The following is a 21,076-nucleotide window of genomic DNA, read 5'->3' as shown; positions in this document are numbered from 1 at the left end:
TTCATGCGTTTCACATATACATTAGCATATCACGCTGTCCTTTTAAATCAGTTTGCTTTATCTTTGCCTTTTTTTGTAGTAGAATTTATTTTAGGTCCACATAACGTATTTTTGAAATTCAACTAGGAGGAAGCTATGAAAAAAGGAATTATCCTTTCAGCGTCTACAGGCGCCGGACACAATAAGGCTGCCAAGGCTATAAAAGACGCTCTTGCCGAAAGAAGCATAGATGCTCAAATAGTAGATAGCCTAAGGTTCACAAACAAAGCAATCGATCTTATAATATCGCGAGGCTATGAAAAGAGCGCACTCTACACACCCAACGCGTACGGCAAAGTATACAGAATTTATGACGACTTCAAAATAATGACCAGCGCAGAAAAAAAGGTCAACATTTTCTTTGCATACATGGTAAAACGCCTTAAAAAACTTATAGACGACAAAAAACCCTCTTTTATTGTGGGAACTCATCCATTCCCTCTAATGGCCGTTTCAAAGTTGAAGGAAAAGGGCGAAATCGACATTCCTATAATATCAGTTCTAACCGACTACACCACACACTCCACATGGATACAAAGCCACGTTGACAAATACATAGTGGGCGATGAATTTGTCAAATGTATTATGACCGAAGAGGGAGTTGCATCCGAAAAGATATTCCCTTATGGAATACCTATTGAAAAAGCATTCATGCGCAATAACAGCACTGATATAAGGACTTCGCTCAATCTAAATGATAAATTCACAATACTGATGATGGGCGGAAGCTTCGGCGCGGGCAATGTAAAAAAAGCCCTAAAAGAACTTCTCCAGTCTGATTCGGATTTTCAGATAGTTGTCGTGGCAGGCAAGAACCTTGCGCTCAAGGATAAGCTGGAAAAGATCACCGCCGCAAGCGAAAAACGCAAGGACATACGGATACTAGGCTTTACAGACAAGGTAAGCGAGCTCATGTCCTGTTCGGACGTGCTCATAACAAAGCCTGGCGGACTTACGACCACCGAGGCCTTGGCCGCCGGCATACCGCTTGTAATACCCTACTACATACCTGGACAGGAGGAGGAAAACCTGACATTCCTTCTGAACAATGGGCTTTGCGTAAGAACATCAGAAAAATGCAGCCTTAAGATGATTGTGGATTTTCTGATACAAAATCCTGAAAGGCTCCAACGAATACGCGAAAATATCAAGCTTGTGCATAAGTCTGATTCTGCAAAAAATATAGCCAAGCTCATTGAAAACTCATTGTAAACATAAAACCGGCCGCTACGGCCGGTTTTTTTATATAACATTATAAGTATGTATCATGTCGACTAATAATGGTAGTCTTCATGTTCATCATAATAGCTGTCGAAATCTGTAGTTCTAATATTTGAATATTTTTCCTTTTTGCTTGGCTGTGTCTTCTTCTTTTTTGACACGACCATAATATCATCAAATGAACCGGTTCTTTCCCTGTCCTTAAATTTCATTTTCTTGGTTCTTTTTTCCTTGCTGGCTTCATGTTTTTGAAAATCCATAACAACTTCCTGCTTATTGTTTGATGACATCTCTTCCAAACGCTCTGAAAAATCTGTGATTCTTCTCATACAGCTGCCGTTTCTTCAACTGCACTTAATACGAGCTCCCTACACTCATATAGCTTGAGCAAAGCTTGACCTTTCCCTCCCCTTTAAAACCTGACAAGTCAATTTGAGCATACAAATGTAGGGTGACTTTCAGGTATTTTTATGATTTTAGCGTTTTTATTATACCCTTGAGGGTGTTATAAAAACATTTTTATAATTTGCTAATGAAATTATACAATAGGGAGGGGGCCTCAAACAACACTTTTCATGACAGTTTCAATAAAATTTTTAAAGTTCTCTTCGGCCTTCTAAAGCCTTGGAAATAGTTACCTCGTCAGCATATTCTATGTCAGCTCCAACAGGAAGTCCGTGAGCTATACGGCTGACCTTGACTCCCATTGGTTTTATTAGCTTAGCTATATACATAGCTGTCGCCTCACCTTCTATCGTCGGATTGGTAGCCATTATTATCTCCTTGACGTTACCGTCAGCAACTCTGTGCAGCAGCTCTCTTATCTTGATCATGTCCGGAGTCACACCGTCCATTGGCGATATTACGCCGTGAAGCACGTGATATTTGCCTCTAAAGTCCTTTGCCCTCTCCATAGCAGACACATCCCTGGGATCCGCAACCACACATATTATCTCTTCACTTCTTTTTTCGTCCATGCATATGCTGCACTTGTCGCTTTCAGATATATTGCAGCATATGCTGCAATATTTGATATTGAGTTTAGCCTGTGCAATGGCATCCGAAAGCGACATGACATCGCCTTCCGACATGTTTATGATATGGAAAGCCAGTCTCTGGGCCGTTTTTCTGCCTATGCCCGGAAGCCTTCCAAGCTGGTCTATGAGACGATCTAATGCTCCTGTATATTGCTGCATTCTAACCTCCGTTAAAACATACCCGGTATGTTCATTCCTCCTGTGAGCTTGGACATTGAAGAGCTAACCATCTCGTCTGCAAGTCTGAGAGCCTCGTTTACAGCACTGAGAACAAGGTCTTCGAGCATCTCAACATCGTCAGGATCTACAACCTCCGGCTTTATGCTCACGCTGAGTATCTCCTTCTTGCCGTTAGCCTTGACTATTACAGCGCCGCCGCCTACGGAAGCCTCTACCTCTTTGCTTTCAAGCTCGCTTTGCACCTTTTCCATTTCCTGCTGCATCCTTTGTGCCTGCTTTAGTATATTGTTCATATTTCCAGGCATCATTCCCGGGAAACCTTTTTTAGCCATTTTCATACCTCCAGAATATATTTTCTAAAACCTAATTATACCATAAATTAAATCACATATGAATATTACTACTCCTGAGAATCTTTTATCTCGAGTACCCCCGGCGGGAATATTTCTTCCAAACGCCTTATCTCGTCATCGCCATCCTCGTTTGAGATTTTTTCGCTAGCAATCTCAGACTCAATGACAAGATTTATATATACATCTTCGCCAGTTACCCTCTTTACTACACTTCTTAAATATGCTGAATTTTCATCCTTGCTGAGTGCCTTTCTGTGAAAATCGAAACTATCTTTGAACATCACCTTGAACACGCCATTGCCTATCTCAAGCGGTGTGCCTTCCTTGAGCATGGCTTGTACTGGAACCCTGCGATCGTCCTTTATTAGCCCCAGTATGTCCTTCCAAAGCGTGTCTATGTCATCATTTTGCCTTTCCATACGCCTTTTCTCGTTAGCATTTTTGCATATCTCCGGCTCCTCCGAATCATGCATTGGAAGTGCCTTAGGCTTTTCAACATTCTTAGACTGACTCTGGGCTTCCTGAATATGAACTCCAGCCTTGACGCCTGAGAGCAGTCTCTCAAGCCTTGATATCCGCGCAATAAGAGCATCTTGATTGGAATCCTCTTCTATGCTGCATATCTTCATGATGGCCACTTCAAGCACAATCCTTGGATTCGAAGCATATCTCATGTCGTTTTGCAGTGCCGCGAGCATCTTTATTATCCTTATTAGCTCCTCACTGCTTATCTGCTGCGACTGTTTGGCTGTTTCTGCCGCCATTTCTCCAGTGACTCCGAGTATGCCGTCGCCCCTGCCATCAAGCTTTGCTATCATGATATTTCTGAAATGCTCGGTCAGTTCCTGTGTGAAATTCTTAATTTCCTTACCCCATACAACAAGCTCATTTACCATCTCAAGGCAACATTTTACATCCCGCCTTATAATCGCGTCACTCAAGCTTGAAAGCGCTTCAAAGTTTACGGTTCCGAGCAGGCTTACTACGTCCTCGTAGCTTATGCACTCGCTGCTGTAGGACATGCACTGGTCAAGTATGCTAAGCGCGTCCCTCATAGCACCCTGCGAGCTCATGCCTATGAGATTGAGAGCCTCTTCATCTGCGCACACTTCCACCTCTGCGCATATATCCTTCATTCTCCCTACAATCTCACTCAAGCCGAGCCTTTTAAAGTCAAATCTTTGGCATCTTGAGAGTATAGTTGCCGGAAGCTTATGAGGCTCCGTAGTTGCCAATATGAACACCACATGCGATGGCGGTTCCTCTAGCGTCTTGAGAAGCGCGTTGAAGGCACCCTGCGAAAGCATGTGGACCTCATCCACTATATAAACCTTATACTTGCCTCTTGCCGGAGGATACTTGACATTCTCACGCAGCTCCCTTATGTCGTCCACGCCGTTGTTTGAGGCCGCATCTATCTCCACTACATCCATTATGTTCTCATCTATTATTGCCCTGCACATCTCGCAGCTGTTGCAGGGCTCAGCATCATCAGACGATAGGCAGTTGATGCTTCTTGCAAATATCTTGGCAGTTGAAGTCTTTCCTGTTCCCCTGGTCCCGGAAAAAAGATACGCATGGGCTACGTTGCCGCTTGATATCTGATTTTTGAGTGTTCTTATAATATGGTCCTGACCAACCACATCTCCAAACTTCATAGGCCGGAATGTTCTATAAAGAGCCTTGTGCATCTTCTCACCCCTGGTATAGTCTTTACGCTATAAATAACTATAAATATTATAACATAAATTGCTAGTGTCCATTAAAATCAAAAAGGACCTTCTGGGTCCTTTTTGATTTTAATATTTCAAGCTTTTTGCCAGGTTCTTTACCTCTTCGTACGAATTGGCCGATTTCATCACAAGACTCATTACAGCCACCCCATCCGCTCCCGCTGAAATGACCTGCCTCGCGTTTTCTGGCATTATTCCGCCTATGGCAATAAGTTTAACCCGAGGAAGCGCCTTCCTTATACGCCTTATAAATTCAATCCCTCGCGGCCTCGCCCCGGCCTTGCAATCTGTTTGGAATATGTGGCCCGCCAGGATGTAGTCCGCACCTTTTTTGACAGCAGCCTCAGCCTCCTGCAGCGAGTGCACCGAAACTCCTATATTAAACTCTTGCCTTATCATCTCGACATCGCATTCCATGAAATCTGCGAATGTCATATGAACACCGCATGCCCCTACATTCCTTGCAACATTCAAGCTTGTATTTATAATTAGCTCTGCTCCACTACCCGAAATCGCCTTCTTGACTTCTCGCGCAAGCCTCTCAAGAGCAGCATCTTTCATATCTTTTTCCCTGAGTATTATGAAATCAGCGCCTGCGGCCGCAGCCGCTTCAATCGTCCCTATAAAACCTTCCTCTGCCTGTTTTCGGTTTGTAATCACGTATATCATGCGCCTAGCCTATATGCTCATCCAATTTTTAAAAAGCGGTTGATAGCCCTTTGCCAGTATCGCCTCGCAAACCTCATCTACACTCCTGCCATCCGATATTTCAAACTGAGCCTCTGTGGCCGGCTCTCCCGAGTAACCGCCGACCTCGGTGCAGCTGCCGGCGGAGAACTTGTTTATTCCAAGCGGTATGAGATTATCCCTGAAATCCGCATCCTCCCTTGTAGAGATGTTCTGGGAAACATGGGGCATGAAGAGCCTCATTGCAAGTACCGTCTGCACAAGCTGTATATCGCTCACTCCGCTCACCCTTTCGAAAACGCCGGCATGTGGCCGTATTCTCGGAAATGATACTGAAACCTCGGTGCTGGCATACTTGTCCTGCAGATAATTGGCGTGCATGCCTGTCATGAAGGCCTCCCTGCGCCAATTCTCAGAAAGTCCAAGGAGTGCTCCCACGTTTACAGATCTCATATTTGCCATGCATGCCCTCTCGGGCGTGTCCAGCCTGAATCTGTAGTCCTTTTTGGGACCACTAATATGCACCTCGTCATATACCTGTTCATCGTACGTCTCCTGGTATATCGTGACACCGTCCACGCCCGATTTTGCAGCCTTTACGTACTCCTCGAGCATCAGCGGGCTGACCTCTATTGTCACAGAATCAAAATGCTTTCTTAGAACACATGCTGCCTCTGTTATATAGTCTGCCGGCGAATGCTTCCTCGACTCCCCTGTAAGGAGCAGTACATGCCTTATGCCTGTCTTTGAGAGTTCTCTAGCCTCCTTCTCTATCTCCTCCATCGAAAGCTTCTTTCTGCTTATACCGTTGTCATGGTTGAAGCCGCAGTAGGCGCACCGGTTTATGCAGTAGTTGGAAATGTATATCGGCGCATAAAGCAGGACCGCCTTTCCAAAATGATTCAATGAAAGCCGTCTCGCCTTCTCGGCCATCTGCTCCAGATGGCTCTGGGCTGCGGGCGCGAGAAGCGCCAGGAAGTCCCTGTCGTTTATATTGTCCTTTGCAAGTATTTGTCTTACACTCTCACTGCTTACGCCCGAAAAGAAACCCTCAAAATCAAAATTCTTGTAGTGGCTTACCACCTCATAGAAACTCATTAGTATGCCCCCTCATGCAGAAAACCTGTAAGAGGCGACGATGCGCTTGCAACTTCAGCCTTGGCTCCAAGCCTTGCATTGTAAGCGTATCTGCCAGCCTTTACAGCAAGCGAGAAGGCCTGCGCCATTTTCACAGGGTTATCAGACGTTGCTATCGCCGTGTTAACCAGCACTGCATCAGCGCCCATCTCCATTGCCTCAGCTGCGTGCGAAGGCGCCCCTATTCCAGCATCGACTATCACAGGCAGCTTTATTTCCTCTATTATTATGCCAATAAGTTCCTTCATCCTTAACCCTCTGTTAGTACCAATCGGGGCTCCAAGCGGCATTACGGCCGCAGCTCCTGCATCCACTAGTTTTTTTGCGCTCATGAGGTCCGGATTCATGTAAGGGAATACCTTGAAACCCTCATTAGCCAGAATGTCTGTGGCCCTTAGGGTCTCCTCGTTGTCCGGCAGGAGGTACTTGTTGTCTGATATAACCTCTATTTTGACCCAGTCACCGCATCCCATAGCCCGTGCCAGCCTTGCAATCCTCACGGCCTCGTCTGCATTCCTGGCGCCGGAAGTGTTTGGAAGAAGTATTGTCTCCTTGGGTATGTAGCTGAGTATATTGTTTTCCTGCCTGCTCGAATCAACCCGTCTAAGAGCTATTGTTACTACCTGTGTAGCGCTACTTTCAATTACCATTGGAAGCGTATCCTTGCTGGGATACTTGCCAGTACCTATAAACAGCCTGCTGTCCAATTCAAATCCGCCTATTCTAAGCTTTCCCATAAATATATCCTCCCCTTATATGTCCTCACCAATAAGCAGCCTTACCGCCAGATTAGCCTGATGGTTCGCCGCTATTGCTACTCTCGATGCAAGCAGCTTCTCACCCTCAGACAGTCCACTTACGCCGTCTCCAACTATATACAGTCTTTCTGAAACCCTCCTTGTAACTATCGAATTTGCCGATCCAACCCCTGCCAGTCCCGAAGCCGCAATAACCTTCTTGCCTGTATTCTGCAAGATGGAATTTACAAACTTGGCCTTGCAGCTTGCCACATCGAATGCCTCGATTATGATGTCAGCATCCTTGAATATCTCGGGCGCATTATGACTGTCTATGTACACATCGTGTGATTCGACATCAACCTGCGGGTTTATATCTCCTATAACCTGCTGTATCGCCTGCGCCTTTTTCATGCCCAGATGCCTTATCATGTAGTACTGCCTGTTCAAATTGCTCTCGTCAACTACGTCAAAGTCCGCCAGCACAAGCCTTCCAATTCCAATCCTGGCAAGAGAAACCGCAGCATTTGACCCGAGCCCTCCTATTCCTGCTATCCCTACAGTCAAATTCTTTAGTATCCCATTAATACAGTTCACCATATTAACCTCCGCCTACAAATGACACAATTTCTACTCTTGACGACTCATCCAGCATCCATACCCCATACTTTTCACGTGGAACGATTTCGCAATCAGCCTCAACAACTACTATGGAATCGTCAATGCACATCTGCTCAAGCAACTGTTTCACGCTTATATTGCCCTTAGGACCAATTTCTTTTCCGTTTACAAGCATAATTTCACCCCCATTTTTTTAATGAAATAAAAAAAGCAGACTCCATAGGGTCTGCTATAAAAACAAGTAACTCAAAAGATTCAGCAGAAACATCCCTACGTTGGCATTAACCAAATCAGGTAATAAGGGTAAGCGATAACATCGCACTCTCAGCCTGTCTCTACAGGCTCCCCCAGCTTCTTTAACAATATTGATTTTTTATATAAAAAAAGGCTTGCCAATAGGCAAGCCAGTTTATCTACGCTTTAAATAAACTCACAGAGCTTCCCTACGCCGGTGTTAACCGTATCAGGTTGTAAGGGTAAGCGATAACACCGCACTCTCAGCCTGTCTCTACAGGCTCCCCCAGCTAAATTAATGGATTATTAATATTTTATAATTAAATGCTGTGCAGCCATAAATCGACTCAAAGCCACAGACGCCTCCCAAAGAGTTAATTCATATCAGGCGCTCCCGCGGCACATAGAGGGGATCACTTACCGCTGCTTCCTTCCGGATCTGACGGGGTTCATGAATCTCTATTGCGCAGGACCCGACAATCATCATCACTTTTTTGGAGCTGCTCTACAGCTAATGAGCCTCAATATGGCATTCGACCCTGCTACAGCGGATTGCAGGTACAGGGCACCGCTAACTCCCCGTCTAGCACAGCAAACTTTATGACTTTTTAATGGCGGAGAGAGGGGGATTCGAACCCCCGATACAGTTTCCTATATACACGCTTTCCAGGCGTGCACCTTCAACCACTCGGTCATCTCTCCGCGACAGATTTATTTTCAAAATTCTTGCTTTCTCTCAATAACTTAAAAAAACCTACAAGTATCCCGGAGCACTCGCTTTCGAGCACGCCATCGACTATTTCAACATTGTGGTTGAAAAGGTCGTGCTGAAGTAGGTTTACCTTGGAGCCACAGGCTCCAGCTTTTTCATCCTTTGTTCCAAACACAAGTCTTCTCATTCTGCTTTGAAGTATGGCTCCTGCACACATGCTGCATGGCTCCATTGTAACGTACATCGTGCAATCGCTAAGCCTCCAGCCTTTTAGCGCTTCAGTGGCTCTCTTTATAGCAATCATCTCTGCATGCGCAGTAGGATCAGCCAAGGACTCCTTCATGTTGTGCCCTTTGGATATTATCCTGCCGTCTTTGACTATGACAGCGCCAACTGGAACCTCTCCCATCAAATATGCCACTTTTGCCTGTTTCAAGGCCTCCCGCATATAGTCGATGTCTTGCATTTTTCCTCCAAATAAAAAAATGGTGCACCCGGCAGGAATCGAACCTGCGACGCACGGTTTAGGAAACCGACGCTCTATCCCCTGAGCTACGGGTGCTCAACTTGCAAAATATATATTATCACACATTTCCATGCATTTCAATACCCTCAGTAAATATTATATGAGGTGCGCCGCTTTAAATGAGGCTCACCTCATATAATTGAATAGCCAATGTCCGTTACTTGTACCCTCTTATAACTTCAACTCCGCCCATGTAAGGCCTCAAAACTTCCGGAACACTAACAGATCCGTCCTCCTGCTGGAAGTTCTCGAGTATTGCCGCCACAGTCCTTCCTATCGCAACGCCAGAGCCATTGAGTGTATGAACATATTCAACCCTTGTGTGCTTGTCCCTCTTGAATCTTATGTTTGCCCTTCTGGCTTGAAAATCTTCGAAATTCGAGCACGAGGATATCTCAACGTACCTTCCGTAGCTTGGCATCCAGACCTCTATATCATACTTGAATGCCGCCGTAAAGCCCAGATCTCCGCTACATATCTTCACAACCCTGTACGGCAATCCCAGCTTCCGAAGCACCGCCTCGGCATTCTTTACAAGCTTTTCAAGCTCATCATATGACTCCTCAGGCTTTGTAAATTTGACAAGCTCGACCTTATTGAATTGATGCTGCCTTATAAGGCCTCTAGTGTCCCTGCCCGCTGAGCCGGCCTCAGCCCTGAAACATGGGGTATATGCGCAGTAACAGAGCGGCAGGCATTCACCGTCTACAATTTCGTTCATATGTATGTTTGTAACAGGGACTTCTGCTGTAGGTATGAGGTAGTAGTCCTTGTCCTCAAGCTTGAACATTTCATCTCCAAATTTTGGAAGCTGGCCTGTTCCAAGCATGCTGCTTTCATTAGCTATGAAAGGAGGAAGCATCTCAGTGTAGCCGTGCTCTCTTGTGTGAGTGTCCAGATAGAAATTTATCAAAGATCTCTCAAGCGTAGCTCCAAGACCTTTGTATAGAGTGAATCTCGAACCGGTGATCTTTCCGGCCGTTTCAAAATCAAGTATCCCAAGGTCTGTGCCTATATCCCAGTGAGCCTTTGGCACATAGCTGAATTTTGTCGGCTCCGACCATCTCCAAACCTCTATATTGTCTTCGTCTGTATCTCCTATCTGAACATCCGGATGAGGAATGTTTGGTATCCTAAGCAGCATGTCTCTTATCTGTTCTTGAACTTCTTTGACCCTTTCATCCATTCCCTTTATTTTATCAGATGATACCTTTAGCTGCTCTGCCAGGCCGGCTATGTCCTTTCCCTCCTTTTTGAGCTTTGAAATCTGCTTTGAAGCACTGTTTTGCTCCATCTTCAGAACTTCTACCTCCTGAAGCAGTATTCTTCTTTGCTCATCAAGCTCCAGAACGCTATCAAAGTTGAATTCAGCCTCTCCGCGCTTAGCCATAGCCTTCTTTATGAAGTCAAGCTCCTTCCGTATCCTCTTTATATCTAACATGGTCTCCTCCATATTTTATATGTTATTTTCATAAAAAGAAAAGGCAATCGTCCTTGAACAGACGAAAGCCTCTTATCTTCAGCTTTTTTGTATTATATCAGCAGGATTTGAATATTACAACAGCCTGCCTACTAATAATTTTCACAGAACTTTTCAAAGTAGCCCTGCTCAACCTTACAAACCGGGCAAACCTTAGGTGCCACTTTGCCAGAATGAACATATCCGCAAACTCTGCACTTCCAAGCAGTGCCTTCCTCATCCTTTTCAAAAACCTTGCACTTGTCCACGTTTTCAGCAAGTTTTTCGTATCTTTTCTCGTGCTTTTCCTCTACCTTCGATATCATTCTGAATGATGCCGCAACCTCCGGGAAGCCTTCGTCATCAGCTATCTGAGCAAATTCAGGGTAAAGCTGTGTCCACTCCTCATTTTCTCCCATAGCCGCTGCTTTGAGGTTGTCATACGTGCAGCCAAGCACGGCCGGATATGAAGCTTCTATATTTACCGTGAAAGGAGACGGTTCATCTTCCATTCCATCAAGCACGTGGTTGTAGAATATTTCAGCATGCACAAGCTCATTTTCTGCGGTTTCAATAAAAAGTTCGGCTATTTGATCATAGCCCTCTTCTGACGCGACATCAGCGAAAAGAGTATATCTGTTTCTTGCCTGCGATTCTCCTGCAAATGCCTTCATAAGGTTTTCAAGCGTTTTGGTGCCCTTAAGACTTTTCATTTTATTTCCTCCTGTATTTTAAACTCGAGTATTAATCTCAACATTTTTTGTTTTACCCGTTTATCGGCCTATTAAACACTTTATCCTGTTTTGTATATCCAAAAGCCTAAGCCTGCTTATTGAAATAAGCCACATTCTGCACAACCGGCAACTCTATACCGCTTTTTTCAAATTCTTCCCTTACACGCTCCATGACACTGTGGTACACACCCCAGTAGTCCTCATTGTTAGTCCACAGCCTCAGCGACATATTTATAGCTGCAGGTGAAAAGTCAGCAATCACAACCTCAGGTTCTGGCTCCGTATCAACTCGGGCATCGCTTGACGCTATGCCAAGCAGTACTTCCCTTGTTTTTTTTATATCGCTTTGATAGGATATCCCCACTCTTATTTCTAGTCTTCTCTTTTTTGCCTTGCTGTAATTTATGACATTCTCGTTGATCAGCTTTGAGTTTGGAATTATTATTGACTCATTCCCGAAAGCCGTAAGTACTGTGTTGAGCAGCTGTATTTCATGCACAGCCCCCTTAGCTCCTGAGCCTTCTATGAAGTCGCCCACAGCAAACGGCTTGAAAATTAGTATTAGCACACCTGCCGCAAAGTTCGAAAGAGAGCCCTGGAGCGCAAGACCTATTGCAAGCCCTGCTGCTCCAAGCACTGTGATAAACGACGTGGTCTTGAATCCCATCTTGTCTAGCACTATAACGAACACAAATACTAGTATGAGCACATATATAAGCTGTGAAAAGAATCCTATAAGGGAAGGCTCAATCTTCGTCCTTGTTAAAAACCGCTTAGCAATCTTTTTTATCTTCCTAGCCGCATATATTCCAATCATGAGGATTACAACTGAATATATGAAGTCTATTCCGTTTTGCTTTAGATAAGCGTCTACTGTTCTGATGTAATCCAATTTATATACTCCTTTGCAAATAAATATTTCTATTGTTTTGCCTCATACTGCTTGATCTCCTCGATTACTCCTCCAAGCTCCTCTATATACCTTCCGTAGTCTGCCCAGTTTCCTTCTTTGAGCGCATTTTGCGCAGCCTCGTAGAGCTCTGCAGCCTTGCCGGCAAGGCTGCCCAAGTCACCTGATATCTGCTCAGGAGCAACCTCCTGAGGCTGTTCGGTTTCCGCACCCTTCTGCACTCCCTCAATGCCGAACATCTGGCTTAGCGCCCTTTCAAGCGTCTCCGCCATTACAACCTTGTCGCCGTATGCCACAATTATTCTCTTCACCTCCGGTATGCTGTCCTGGGTGTCCGATTTAATATAGAGCGGCTCCACATAAAGTATTGAGTTTTCTATAGGTATGGTGCTCAAATGCCCCCTGATTACCTTCGAACCGCCAGTGCCCCACTGTGTTAGCTTTTCTGATATTTCCGGCTGGTTTTCTATCTTTGACTCCACCTGGTACGGTCCCAGTATGTTCTTGTTCTTTGGAAAACTATAGTCTATAATCTCGCCGTATCGATCCCCGTCATTCCTTACTACAAGCAGAGATACCATGTTTTGTTTTTGCTTTGGAGTATATGGTATACTCAGCAGAAATTCTGCTTTTTGCTCTCCCGGCAGCTTGAATGTGGTATATGCAGGCTCCATAGCTACAGGTTCTTCTTGGTTTTCAAACGTCTCCCTTGCTATCTGCCATCTGTCCTCTTTGTTATAGAAAACCTCCGGATCATTCATGTGATAGTCCTGGTACATTGTTGACTGCACAGCGAAATACGCCTTTGGATATCTTACATGAGACTTCAAATCCTTCGGCATGTCCTCATAGCTCTTGAAGAGCCCCTTGAATATCTTTGAATACGTGCTTATTATAGGATCGCTCTTGTCTACAATGTAGAAGTCCACATCCCCATTGTATGCATCAACAACTACCTTGCACGAGTTTCTAATATAGTTGAGCCCATTCTTGTCAAAAGGCTCTGAGTAGGGATATCTGTTTGAAAGCGTATATCCGTCTATTATCCAGTAAAGCCTGCCTTCATCCGATAGTACCATGTAGGGATCCTGGTCAAGCTGCAGAAAAGGCGCTATCTTGTTGACCCTGTCTGTTATGTTTCTGTGGAGTATAATCTTGCTTTTGGAGTCAACACCTGCCGATACCAGCAGCTTGAAGCTCTTTTGGTCTATCGAGTAAAGCAACCTGTTGAATAGCCCGAGCTTTATGCCCGCCTTGCCTTCATATTCTGTAAAAGCGTTTGTATCGCCTCTTGGATAATCAAACTCCTTCTCGGATGTGCCTACAACTATATAATCGCCTGCTACCTCTCCAAAATATATCTCCGGCTTTTTAACCTCTACTCCCTGCACAGAAGATACGGGAGGTATGTTTTTAAGGAAAAGATTAGGCTGGCCACTTGAAGAAACTTCGTTGACAGGCGCCATCACTATTCCATAGCCGTGCGTATACTTTATGTGCTCGTTGAGCCATGTCTTTGACTGCAGATTTTCGCTGTCAAGCTCTCTTGCAGCTATGAATACCTGCCTTGTCTCATCTCCTATTTTGTATCTGTCAACATCTATGTCGTTGAATTTGTAGTATGTCCTTATACCCTGTATCTGCTTGAAAACATCCTTCACAGGACCCTGGTCGTTTACGCTTATATTTTTCATTGTCTGGTCATTATCGAGTATCTTTTGAGCATCAAGTGTCTGCTCTGCTGCAAACTCCTTGTTTATCACCTTGTCCAGGTTGTATGCAAGCTGTGTATATTTGATACTGTGCTTGATATACTCCCTTTCCTTGGCAAGCTCGTTTGGGGAAACCACAAAATTTTGAACCAGATTCTCAACGCCTGCTGATACAAGCGATACTGCTATTATTATAACTGGGACTACAAGTGCAAGTTTGAGTCTTTTCTTCATATGCGCATATATAATAACAGCAGCCGATACAAGTGCCAGAATCATCTGCGCTCTATATACCCATAGCGTTATTTTTATGTCGGTATAGCCTGCGCCGTACGCCGCACCTCTTGAAGAATATAGCAAATTAAATGCGTCAAGGTAGTTTCTTAGGGCTATTATTATGAAGAATACTACTGCTATTGTGACTATCTGGTTCATTGCAAGAGTGAAAAGCTGCCTTGGTGTAGAGGCTATATTCCTGAATCTTCTTACATCCAAATCTATATCCTTTTCAAAAGTCCTTTGCCCCTTGCTGGCTTCGTCACTTATTAATATGAAATAGAATATAACGGTTATAAACAACAGGAAAACTAAAAATCCTATGAGAGAGTTGAATATCTCATTTATGAGCGGGAGCTTGAACACATAAAAGCCTACATCCTTTGAAAATATCGGGTCTTTGATGTTGAAGGAAGTTGAGTTTGTAAACCTTAGCATCTCTATCCAAAACTTTGATGCTAGGCTGAAGCTGTATGCAAATCCCATTGCTCCAGAAAAAAGCAGAATGATATTGTTTATTTTTTTCTCATGGCTCTTTTCCGGTACTATGTTCATGTGGCTGTAATAGCTCTTTTTTATACCTAGAAGGTATAAAAATATGAATACCGTAAGCACAGCAAAAATCGGCGTTCCTACGGTAAGCTTTGCAAACACCTGCTTGAGATATACCTGAGTGTACCCTACCTCCTTGAACCAGTTGTAATCAGCCAAAAATCCTATCAAGTTTGAAAAGGAAAGCACTATAACCACGGCTAATACAAGTGCAACTGCAATTACTGCTTTTTTTATGCCACCATTCACTGAAAGCCCTCCTTATATTTATTTCACAATATATATTATTATACCACTTTAGCTCTAATCTAATAAAAAAACTGTATATAATAAAAAAACCCTGAAATCAGGGTTTTTTGCTACAGTTTTAAGGAAATATCAAGCGACTTGAAAGAATGCGTAAGGCTTCCTACCGATATTACATCCACGCCAGTAGCTGCGTAAACCGCCACATTGCTCTCATCCACATTTCCAGAGGCCTCTATGACGGCTCTTACTGTGGCTGCCTTATTAAGCTCAACCGCCGCCTTCATCTCCTCTATTCCCATGTTGTCGAGCATTATTATGTCAGCGCGGGCTTCAAGCGCCTCCTTCATCTCTTCAAGGTTTCTGACCTCGACCTCTATCTTCTCAGTATGGCCGATTTTACTTCTTATCATTTCGACAGCCTGCCTTATGCCGCCACAGGCGTCTATGTGATTGTCCTTTAGCATTACAGAATGTGAAAGATTGTATCTGTGGTTGTAGCCTCCGCCACATCTTACAGCATACTTTTCCATGAATCTTAGCATAGGCGTTGTCTTTCTGGTATCTACAATCTTTACATCATAATCCTTGACCCTCTGAGCAAATCCATGTGTCTTGGTGGCTATGCCTGAAAGCCGCTGCATTATATTCAGGGCTGTTCTCTCGCCTTTTAGAATCGCTCTTGTACTGCCGCCTATCCTGGCTATAATCTCGCCTTTGCAGACAATGTCTCCATCCTGCTTTAGCTTTACAAATTCAACAGTTTCATCGAGAATATCAAACACTCTCGCAGCTATACCGATTCCGCATATCACTCCATCTTCCTTGGCCAGCATAATAGCTTCCGAAGTTTGCTGCTCGCCTATAAGGTTGTCCGTAGTAATGTCAAAATAGTTTATATCCTCTTCTAGTGCCGCCTTAATCACCCTGTCAACCATTACCATATTAAGCTTGTCCATTGTTTTGTATGTCCTCCAAAACCATTTTAGAAACACTTGCCATGTTGAAAGTTTCGTAATACTCCTTGTCCTTTACATAGCTCGAGGCTTCAATATCTCTTATCATTTCATCGAGCCTTTCAAGTCCTCTGATTATCATATCCTTATCAGGCACCACAAAATAGGCCTTTTGCATTATATCCCTTATCTCTTCTTTTAATGCGGGTTCTATCAGCGATGTCCCCTCACCTTTTATGTCAGCATCTATCATTTTGTAACTGTGGTTTTGTATGTCTATGTTTATGGCCGCTCTTCTCGAAAAAACCATTGCCTCAAGAAGCGAATTGCTTGCAAGCCTGTTTTTACCGTGCACGCCCGTATTTGAGCACTCTCCGGCTGCATAAAGGCCCCTTATCCCTGTGTTCGAATTGAAATCTACATGTATGCCACCCATCAAGTAGTGCTGGCATGGGAAAACTGGTATTCTGTCCTTTGTTATATCTATTCCTGATTCCATGCATTTTTCATATATATATGGGAACCTGTTTCTGACAAAATCAGAGTCCTTGTAGGTTATGTCCAGGTATATGTTTTCACTTCCCTGTATTTTCACTTCCTCCAGTATTCCCCTGCATACCACGTCTCTTGGAGCAAGCTCACCCATCTCATGGTATTTGTACATGAACCTCTCGCCCTTTTCGTTGATAAGATACGCACCTTCGCCTCTTACGGCCTCTGAAACCAGTACGCGTTCTCCCTCTCCTATGGCAAGCGCTGTTGGATGGAACTGTATATAGCTGAGGTTTTTAATGGTTGCGCCTAGCCTTTTTGCCAGTACTATCCCATCCCCCGTTGCTATGGATGAGTTTGTGGTGTATTTATATACCTTGCCTATGCCTCCGGTGGCTAGCACCACATTCGATGCAAAATATGCATCGCGCTTTCCATTTTTGCCAAGCACGAAAACTATGAACATATCGTCTATCTTCTTTATATCGTAAACGAACGTATTTTCGGCAAGCGATATATTGACTTCCCTTCTGGCGCTCTCGAGAAGCTTCTCCGCTATCTCTTTGCCTGTGGAATCGCTGTGGTGGACTATCCTTCTAGCTGAGTGACCACCTTCAAGTGTCATTTTGAGCTCTCCGCCATCTTCCTTGTCAAACTCGACTCCTATAGCACTAAGTCTTTTTACATCTAGTGGCCCCTCTGTCACCATGAGCTTGACTGCCTCTATATCGTTTTCATATCTGCCTGCTCGTACTGTATCGCTTATGTGACTTTCAAAGCTGTCCTTGTCAGAAAGGACGCAGGCAATGCCGCCCTGTGCCAGATACGTGTTGCTGTTTAAAAAGTCCGATTTTGATATGAGCAGCACGCTCGTATCCTTGGGCGCGTTTATGCAGGAATAAAGCCCCGCTATTCCGCTTCCGACCACTATAATATCATAATACACAAAATTTCACCTCGGTTACTATATATATTCCACTGCCTATGATGCTACTAGTGCGAAAGCCTTATCATCTCATCAAGACTCTTCCTGGCCTTTTCTGCAAGCTCTTCGTCAAGCTCTATGACAAGTCCGCCGTTCCCTGAAACCGCATCATATACATCCCTGAGCGTAGTTTTTTTCATGTTGTAGCAAATGAGCGACGCAGAGAGCAGCTCGTACTCCTTTTCAGGATTTTCCGCTCTCAAAGCATGCAGCACCCCTGTTTCAGTTCCTATTATGAATCCCGGCGCATTTGAATTCCTGGCGTAATTTATTATTGCAGATGTAGAGCCTACAAAGTCAGCCTCCTGCAGCACCTCTCTCCTGCACTCAGGATGGACAAGCACCTCATAGCCGCTGTGCTCCTTTCTCATGGCAAAAATTTCTTCTTTTCTGACCTTGTCGTGCACAGGGCAGTAACCGTTCCATGATACTATATTCTTGCCGCTGACATTCTTTGATATATAGTCAGCAAGATTCATATCAGGTATGAAAAGTATGTTTTGCGCATCCATGTTGTTTATTACCTTTTCAGCTACCGAAGACGTCACGCATACATCGCTTACGGCCTTGAGCTCGGTAGTCGTATTGACATAAGACACCACCTTGAAGTCAGGATGTTCCTTCTTGAAAGCCAGAACCTCTTCAGGTTTAACCATGTGAGCCATTGGACATTCCGCATCCTCCACCGGAAGCACAACCTTTTTGTCACTGCACATAATCTTGGCAGTCTCGGCCATGAACCTCACTCCGCAAAAAACTATCTCATCACATTCAACCTCGCCTGCAAGCTTGCTTAAATAGAATGAATCTCCTGTATAGTCAGCAATCTTCTGCACCTCGAAATTTTGGTAATTGTGAGCGAATATCTTTATATTTTTTTCTTTTTTTAACTTCTCTATCTCTTGAATCATTTGCCTATCATCCATGCGATTGTCTCCTCCTGTAATATCAGCTGTCATGACACATTAGTCAAAAAAAATTATCCCACTATATATCCTTTACTTTTAAGCTTTTCAAGTATTTCATTGAAAAGCATTTCATCCTTTGTCTCTATAGTATGCAAATGCATGCCGTTTGTAAGTGAAGACATTGGCAATGCATTGCTTTTTCGTAACCTCGCTACAAATTCTTCGGCCTCTTTCCTTGAAGATATGTTGATTACCGTCCGAATTTCTCCGTATATGGAGTGGTCGACAATTACATCTATAACTTTTCCGCCGTTGTCAACAATGGTAAAAAGCTCATCCTCCAGCTCATCAAACCCAAAATGTCTTGAAACTATAATGTCTCTGAATCTTTCAGCCTCATTTTTTTCCGGTATGAAATAACCTTGCAGCGTAGCAATTATATTGAGGCCCTTGGCCCTTAGTATTGCTATATCTCCAACTATTATTTGCCTGCTAACATCGAATATGCTTGCAAGCCTGGAACCGGTTATGGGCTCATGTGACTCCTTGAGCAGCTTTCCAAGGCGCTCCCTCCTCATATGGGTATCCAAACCAAAACACCTCCAGTCAATTAAATTATATATAACTTTTACAGATTCGGCAAATAAAATTCCAAAATAATCCGGTACTAAAACAATTCTATATACCTAGTCTGTGAATTATTTCCCTCAGCCTTGCTAAATCATCTATATAAATCTGCCTTAAGTCACGATTGTATATTATCGAAGCTGGGTGGTAAAGCGGGAACAGGCTGTATATCCTGCCGCCTAATTCCAATTCCATAAGAGTGCCATGCATATCCCCTATCCTTACCTCGCGCTGCAGCAGCTGCTTAAGAGGCGTATTGCCAAGGGTTACAATTATTTTTGGGGTGACCATCTTTATCTCTTCTACTACCAATTCCCTGAATCTATCAACCTCAGCCTTGCTTGGGCTTCTGTTTATTCTTTTTCCTGTTTTGAGGCTAAGCTTATGCGGCCTTATTTTTACAGCGTTTGTTATATATATATCCTCTCTTTCAATGCCAAGTATGCTGATGAATTCGTCCAGATTCTTGCCCGCCTTGCCAACGAAAGGCTTTTTTAGCTTTACCTCATTTTCACCTGGAGCCTCTCCTATCAGCATTATACCCGAATCCGTTCTTCCATCAGAAAATACAAACTCTTCTCCGTCTGATAGCTCAGTACATCTTTCAAATAGCTTTTCCATTCCAATTCTCCATTTCGTGCTTATTTTTCATGTTTTATTTGCTCTCCATCTGGATATAATAATAAGGCAGACTGGATTTCGATTATTTTAAATTTATTAATCAAAGGGGGATTTTATAATGGCTTACATTATCACTGACGCGTGCATATACTGCGGTGCTTGCGAACCCGAGTGTCCTGTGGACGCAATAAGCGCAGGAGACGGTAAATACGTAATAGACGCATCCAAGTGCATAGACTGCGGTGCTTGCGCCAATGTTTGTCCGGTAGATGCTCCTCAGCCTGAATAGCCAAGTATAAAATAAAACTGCTATATTCTTTAGCAGTTTTTTATTTGTCCATATATTTTGACTGCAAGCTTTAAATCACTCCAAAAATCAGCCTTCTTTGTATCGTCCCTCAATACAGCTGCCGGGTGGTAAGTCGGCACTATTTTAAATTTTCCAAACTCTATTACATTACCTCTTTGCCTTGTAATCCTGAAATCTTTTCCAATTATATTTCTTCCCGCTGTCGACCCGAGCAGCACTATCACTTTGGGATCTATCAGCTTGACCTGCCATCTAAGATACTCAATGCAGCTTGCGGCTTCATCGTCTTCTGGGACTCGATTCCCCGGAGGTCTGCACTTTACTATATTTGCTATATATACGCTCTCCCTGGAAAGGCCTAAAGCTTCAATTCCCTTGTCTAGAAGCTTGCCAGCCTTCCCAACAAAAGGCCTCCCCTGAAGGTCCTCCTGCTCGCCAGGTCCTTCGCCTATGAACATTATGTCGGCTCTATCTGAACCTTCCCCGAAAACCGCATTCTTTCTAGTTGAACAAAGCCTGCATTTTTTGCACTCACTACACAACTGCTCAAGTTCGCTTAATGAATACATATCCCACGCCCGATCCTTTCCGCTCACAATACTTTAAATCAGTATAACATACTTTTAAAAATATGCATTTGTTTTTTTGTATGAGCAGAGCCACACAGTCTTGTGCGCTGGTTTCCCCTTACTCAACCCAACTGCGTAACGCTTTTTATTTCTTGCGAAATATCGGCATTAAGGAGAATGCATCCAAATGAAAAAAGCCAGGTCTTTTTGAGGCTTGTTTTGATGAGGCTGCAGGCGAAGCATATGCCCAAAGCCGCAGAATTTTGAGTGTCTGAGCGAAGCGAGTTCTCAAAATTCAAGAGCTTTGAAATATGCGAGCCTTTGCAGCCTCGAAAACGAGACATAAGACCGGCTTTTCATTTGATGCAAATCACCAAAAAACGCAAAAAAAATAAAAAGATTACGCAGCCACGACCTACTCTCCCAGGACCCTTCGATCCAAGTACCATCGGCGCTAAGGAGCTTAACTTCTGTGTTCGGCATGGGAACAGGTGTATCCTCC

Annotated in this window: 22 protein-coding genes, 2 tRNA genes, 1 rRNA gene, 1 other RNA gene and 2 riboswitches; of the genes, 2 read left to right on the top strand and 24 right to left on the bottom strand. The window is 43.9% G+C overall.

The features are described from left to right. Positions 1–135 precede the first annotated feature (135 nt). Complete coding sequence (locus tag GT589_RS01500; protein ID WP_293394911.1) at positions 136–1,251, top strand: MGDG synthase family glycosyltransferase; 1,116 nt, start codon at positions 136–138, stop codon at positions 1,249–1,251. Between the two features lie 62 nt (positions 1,252–1,313). Here GT589_RS01500 and GT589_RS01495 read toward each other — a convergent pair whose 3' ends face one another. The 22 genes from GT589_RS01495 to GT589_RS01390 form a co-directional block, all read right to left on the bottom strand. Next, on the bottom strand, positions 1,314–1,589 hold the full coding sequence (locus GT589_RS01495; protein ID WP_293394908.1) for a hypothetical protein: 276 nt from the start codon (positions 1,587–1,589) through the stop codon (positions 1,314–1,316). A 267-nt stretch (positions 1,590–1,856) separates the two neighbouring features. Next, entirely contained in the window at positions 1,857–2,456 is a 600-nt protein-coding gene (gene recR / locus GT589_RS01490) for a recombination mediator RecR (protein ID WP_293394905.1), read from the bottom strand. An 11-nt stretch (positions 2,457–2,467) separates the two neighbouring features. Next, on the bottom strand, positions 2,468–2,809 hold the full coding sequence (locus GT589_RS01485) for a YbaB/EbfC family nucleoid-associated protein (RefSeq protein WP_293394902.1): 342 nt from the start codon (positions 2,807–2,809) through the stop codon (positions 2,468–2,470). A gap of 68 nt (positions 2,810–2,877) precedes the next feature. Next, positions 2,878–4,521, bottom strand: a complete 1,644-nt coding sequence (gene dnaX / locus GT589_RS01480) for a DNA polymerase III subunit gamma/tau (RefSeq protein WP_293394899.1) — start codon at positions 4,519–4,521, stop codon at positions 2,878–2,880. 108 nt (positions 4,522–4,629) lie between these two features. Further along, a complete protein-coding gene (gene thiE / locus GT589_RS01475) occupies positions 4,630–5,232 on the bottom strand; it encodes a thiamine phosphate synthase (RefSeq protein WP_293394896.1) in 603 nt (200 codons plus the stop codon). Positions 5,233–5,241: 9 nt separating this feature from the next. After that, positions 5,242–6,348 carry a 2-iminoacetate synthase ThiH gene (gene thiH, locus GT589_RS01470; protein ID WP_293394893.1) on the bottom strand — a complete coding sequence of 369 codons (1,107 nt, stop codon included), beginning with the start codon at positions 6,346–6,348 and terminating at the stop codon, positions 5,242–5,244. Next, positions 6,348–7,124 (bottom strand): thiazole synthase, encoded by a 777-nt coding sequence (locus GT589_RS01465; protein WP_293394890.1) that lies wholly within the window; start codon positions 7,122–7,124, stop codon positions 6,348–6,350. The genes thiH and GT589_RS01465 overlap by 1 nt, the downstream gene beginning before the upstream one ends. A 15-nt stretch (positions 7,125–7,139) precedes the next feature. Further along, a complete protein-coding gene (thiF, locus tag GT589_RS01460; protein ID WP_293394887.1) occupies positions 7,140–7,724 on the bottom strand; it encodes a sulfur carrier protein ThiS adenylyltransferase ThiF in 585 nt (194 codons plus the stop codon). 1 nt (position 7,725) lies between these two features. Then, entirely contained in the window at positions 7,726–7,920 is a 195-nt protein-coding gene (thiS, locus tag GT589_RS01455) for a sulfur carrier protein ThiS (protein WP_293394884.1), read from the bottom strand. A gap of 75 nt (positions 7,921–7,995) precedes the next feature. Then, positions 7,996–8,104, bottom strand: a riboswitch (TPP riboswitch). 64 nt (positions 8,105–8,168) lie between these two features. Further along, positions 8,169–8,277: riboswitch (TPP riboswitch) on the bottom strand. 29 nt (positions 8,278–8,306) lie between these two features. Further along, an RNA gene (gene ffs / locus GT589_RS01450) (signal recognition particle sRNA large type) lies at positions 8,307–8,571 on the bottom strand. Positions 8,572–8,591: 20 nt separating this feature from the next. Beyond that, a tRNA-Ser gene (locus GT589_RS01445) sits at positions 8,592–8,681 on the bottom strand. Then, complete coding sequence (gene tadA, locus GT589_RS01440) at positions 8,672–9,157, bottom strand: tRNA adenosine(34) deaminase TadA (protein WP_293394881.1); 486 nt, start codon at positions 9,155–9,157, stop codon at positions 8,672–8,674. The genes GT589_RS01445 and tadA overlap by 10 nt, the downstream gene beginning before the upstream one ends. A 20-nt stretch (positions 9,158–9,177) precedes the next feature. Continuing rightward, a tRNA-Arg gene (locus tag GT589_RS01435) sits at positions 9,178–9,253 on the bottom strand. A gap of 121 nt (positions 9,254–9,374) precedes the next feature. Beyond that, complete coding sequence (gene serS, locus GT589_RS01430) at positions 9,375–10,658, bottom strand: serine--tRNA ligase (protein ID WP_293394878.1); 1,284 nt, start codon at positions 10,656–10,658, stop codon at positions 9,375–9,377. Between the two features lie 131 nt (positions 10,659–10,789). Further along, complete coding sequence (gene rbr, locus GT589_RS01425; protein WP_293394875.1) at positions 10,790–11,389, bottom strand: rubrerythrin; 600 nt, start codon at positions 11,387–11,389, stop codon at positions 10,790–10,792. A gap of 106 nt (positions 11,390–11,495) precedes the next feature. Then, positions 11,496–12,302: a mechanosensitive ion channel family protein gene (locus tag GT589_RS01420; RefSeq protein WP_293394872.1), complete on the bottom strand. Its 807-nt coding sequence runs from the start codon at positions 12,300–12,302 to the stop codon at positions 11,496–11,498. 29 nt (positions 12,303–12,331) lie between these two features. Next, positions 12,332–15,109: a UPF0182 family membrane protein gene (locus GT589_RS01415; RefSeq protein ID WP_293394869.1), complete on the bottom strand. Its 2,778-nt coding sequence runs from the start codon at positions 15,107–15,109 to the stop codon at positions 12,332–12,334. A gap of 110 nt (positions 15,110–15,219) precedes the next feature. Further along, entirely contained in the window at positions 15,220–16,065 is an 846-nt protein-coding gene (gene nadC, locus GT589_RS01410; RefSeq protein WP_293394867.1) for a carboxylating nicotinate-nucleotide diphosphorylase, read from the bottom strand. Continuing rightward, complete coding sequence (locus GT589_RS01405; RefSeq protein ID WP_293394864.1) at positions 16,052–17,500, bottom strand: L-aspartate oxidase; 1,449 nt, start codon at positions 17,498–17,500, stop codon at positions 16,052–16,054. Before GT589_RS01405 ends, nadC begins: the two co-directional genes overlap by 14 nt. A 47-nt stretch (positions 17,501–17,547) precedes the next feature. Beyond that, positions 17,548–18,465, bottom strand: coding sequence for a quinolinate synthase NadA (gene nadA, locus GT589_RS01400; RefSeq protein ID WP_293394861.1), 918 nt, complete (start codon positions 18,463–18,465; stop codon positions 17,548–17,550). A gap of 53 nt (positions 18,466–18,518) precedes the next feature. Beyond that, positions 18,519–19,037 (bottom strand): transcription repressor NadR, encoded by a 519-nt coding sequence (locus tag GT589_RS01395; RefSeq protein ID WP_293394858.1) that lies wholly within the window; start codon positions 19,035–19,037, stop codon positions 18,519–18,521. 88 nt (positions 19,038–19,125) lie between these two features. Continuing rightward, positions 19,126–19,695, bottom strand: coding sequence for a uracil-DNA glycosylase (locus GT589_RS01390; RefSeq protein WP_293394855.1), 570 nt, complete (start codon positions 19,693–19,695; stop codon positions 19,126–19,128). A 118-nt stretch (positions 19,696–19,813) separates the two neighbouring features. Between GT589_RS01390 and GT589_RS01385 the strand changes: the two genes are divergently transcribed. Next, positions 19,814–19,984: a DUF362 domain-containing protein gene (locus GT589_RS01385; RefSeq protein ID WP_293394852.1), complete on the top strand. Its 171-nt coding sequence runs from the start codon at positions 19,814–19,816 to the stop codon at positions 19,982–19,984. Positions 19,985–20,013: 29 nt separating this feature from the next. Here GT589_RS01385 and GT589_RS01380 read toward each other — a convergent pair whose 3' ends face one another. Further along, positions 20,014–20,574, bottom strand: coding sequence for a uracil-DNA glycosylase (locus tag GT589_RS01380; RefSeq protein WP_293394849.1), 561 nt, complete (start codon positions 20,572–20,574; stop codon positions 20,014–20,016). Positions 20,575–20,976: 402 nt separating this feature from the next. After that, a 5S ribosomal RNA gene (gene rrf, locus GT589_RS01375) occupies positions 20,977–21,076 on the bottom strand; the annotation flags it as partial.

It is taken from the genome of Peptoclostridium sp., assembly GCF_009881055.1.
Classification (GTDB): Bacteria; Bacillota; Clostridia; order Peptostreptococcales; family Peptostreptococcaceae; genus Peptoclostridium_A.
Note: the sequence above shows the minus strand (reverse complement) of the source record. Positions and strands in the feature narration are given on the sequence as shown.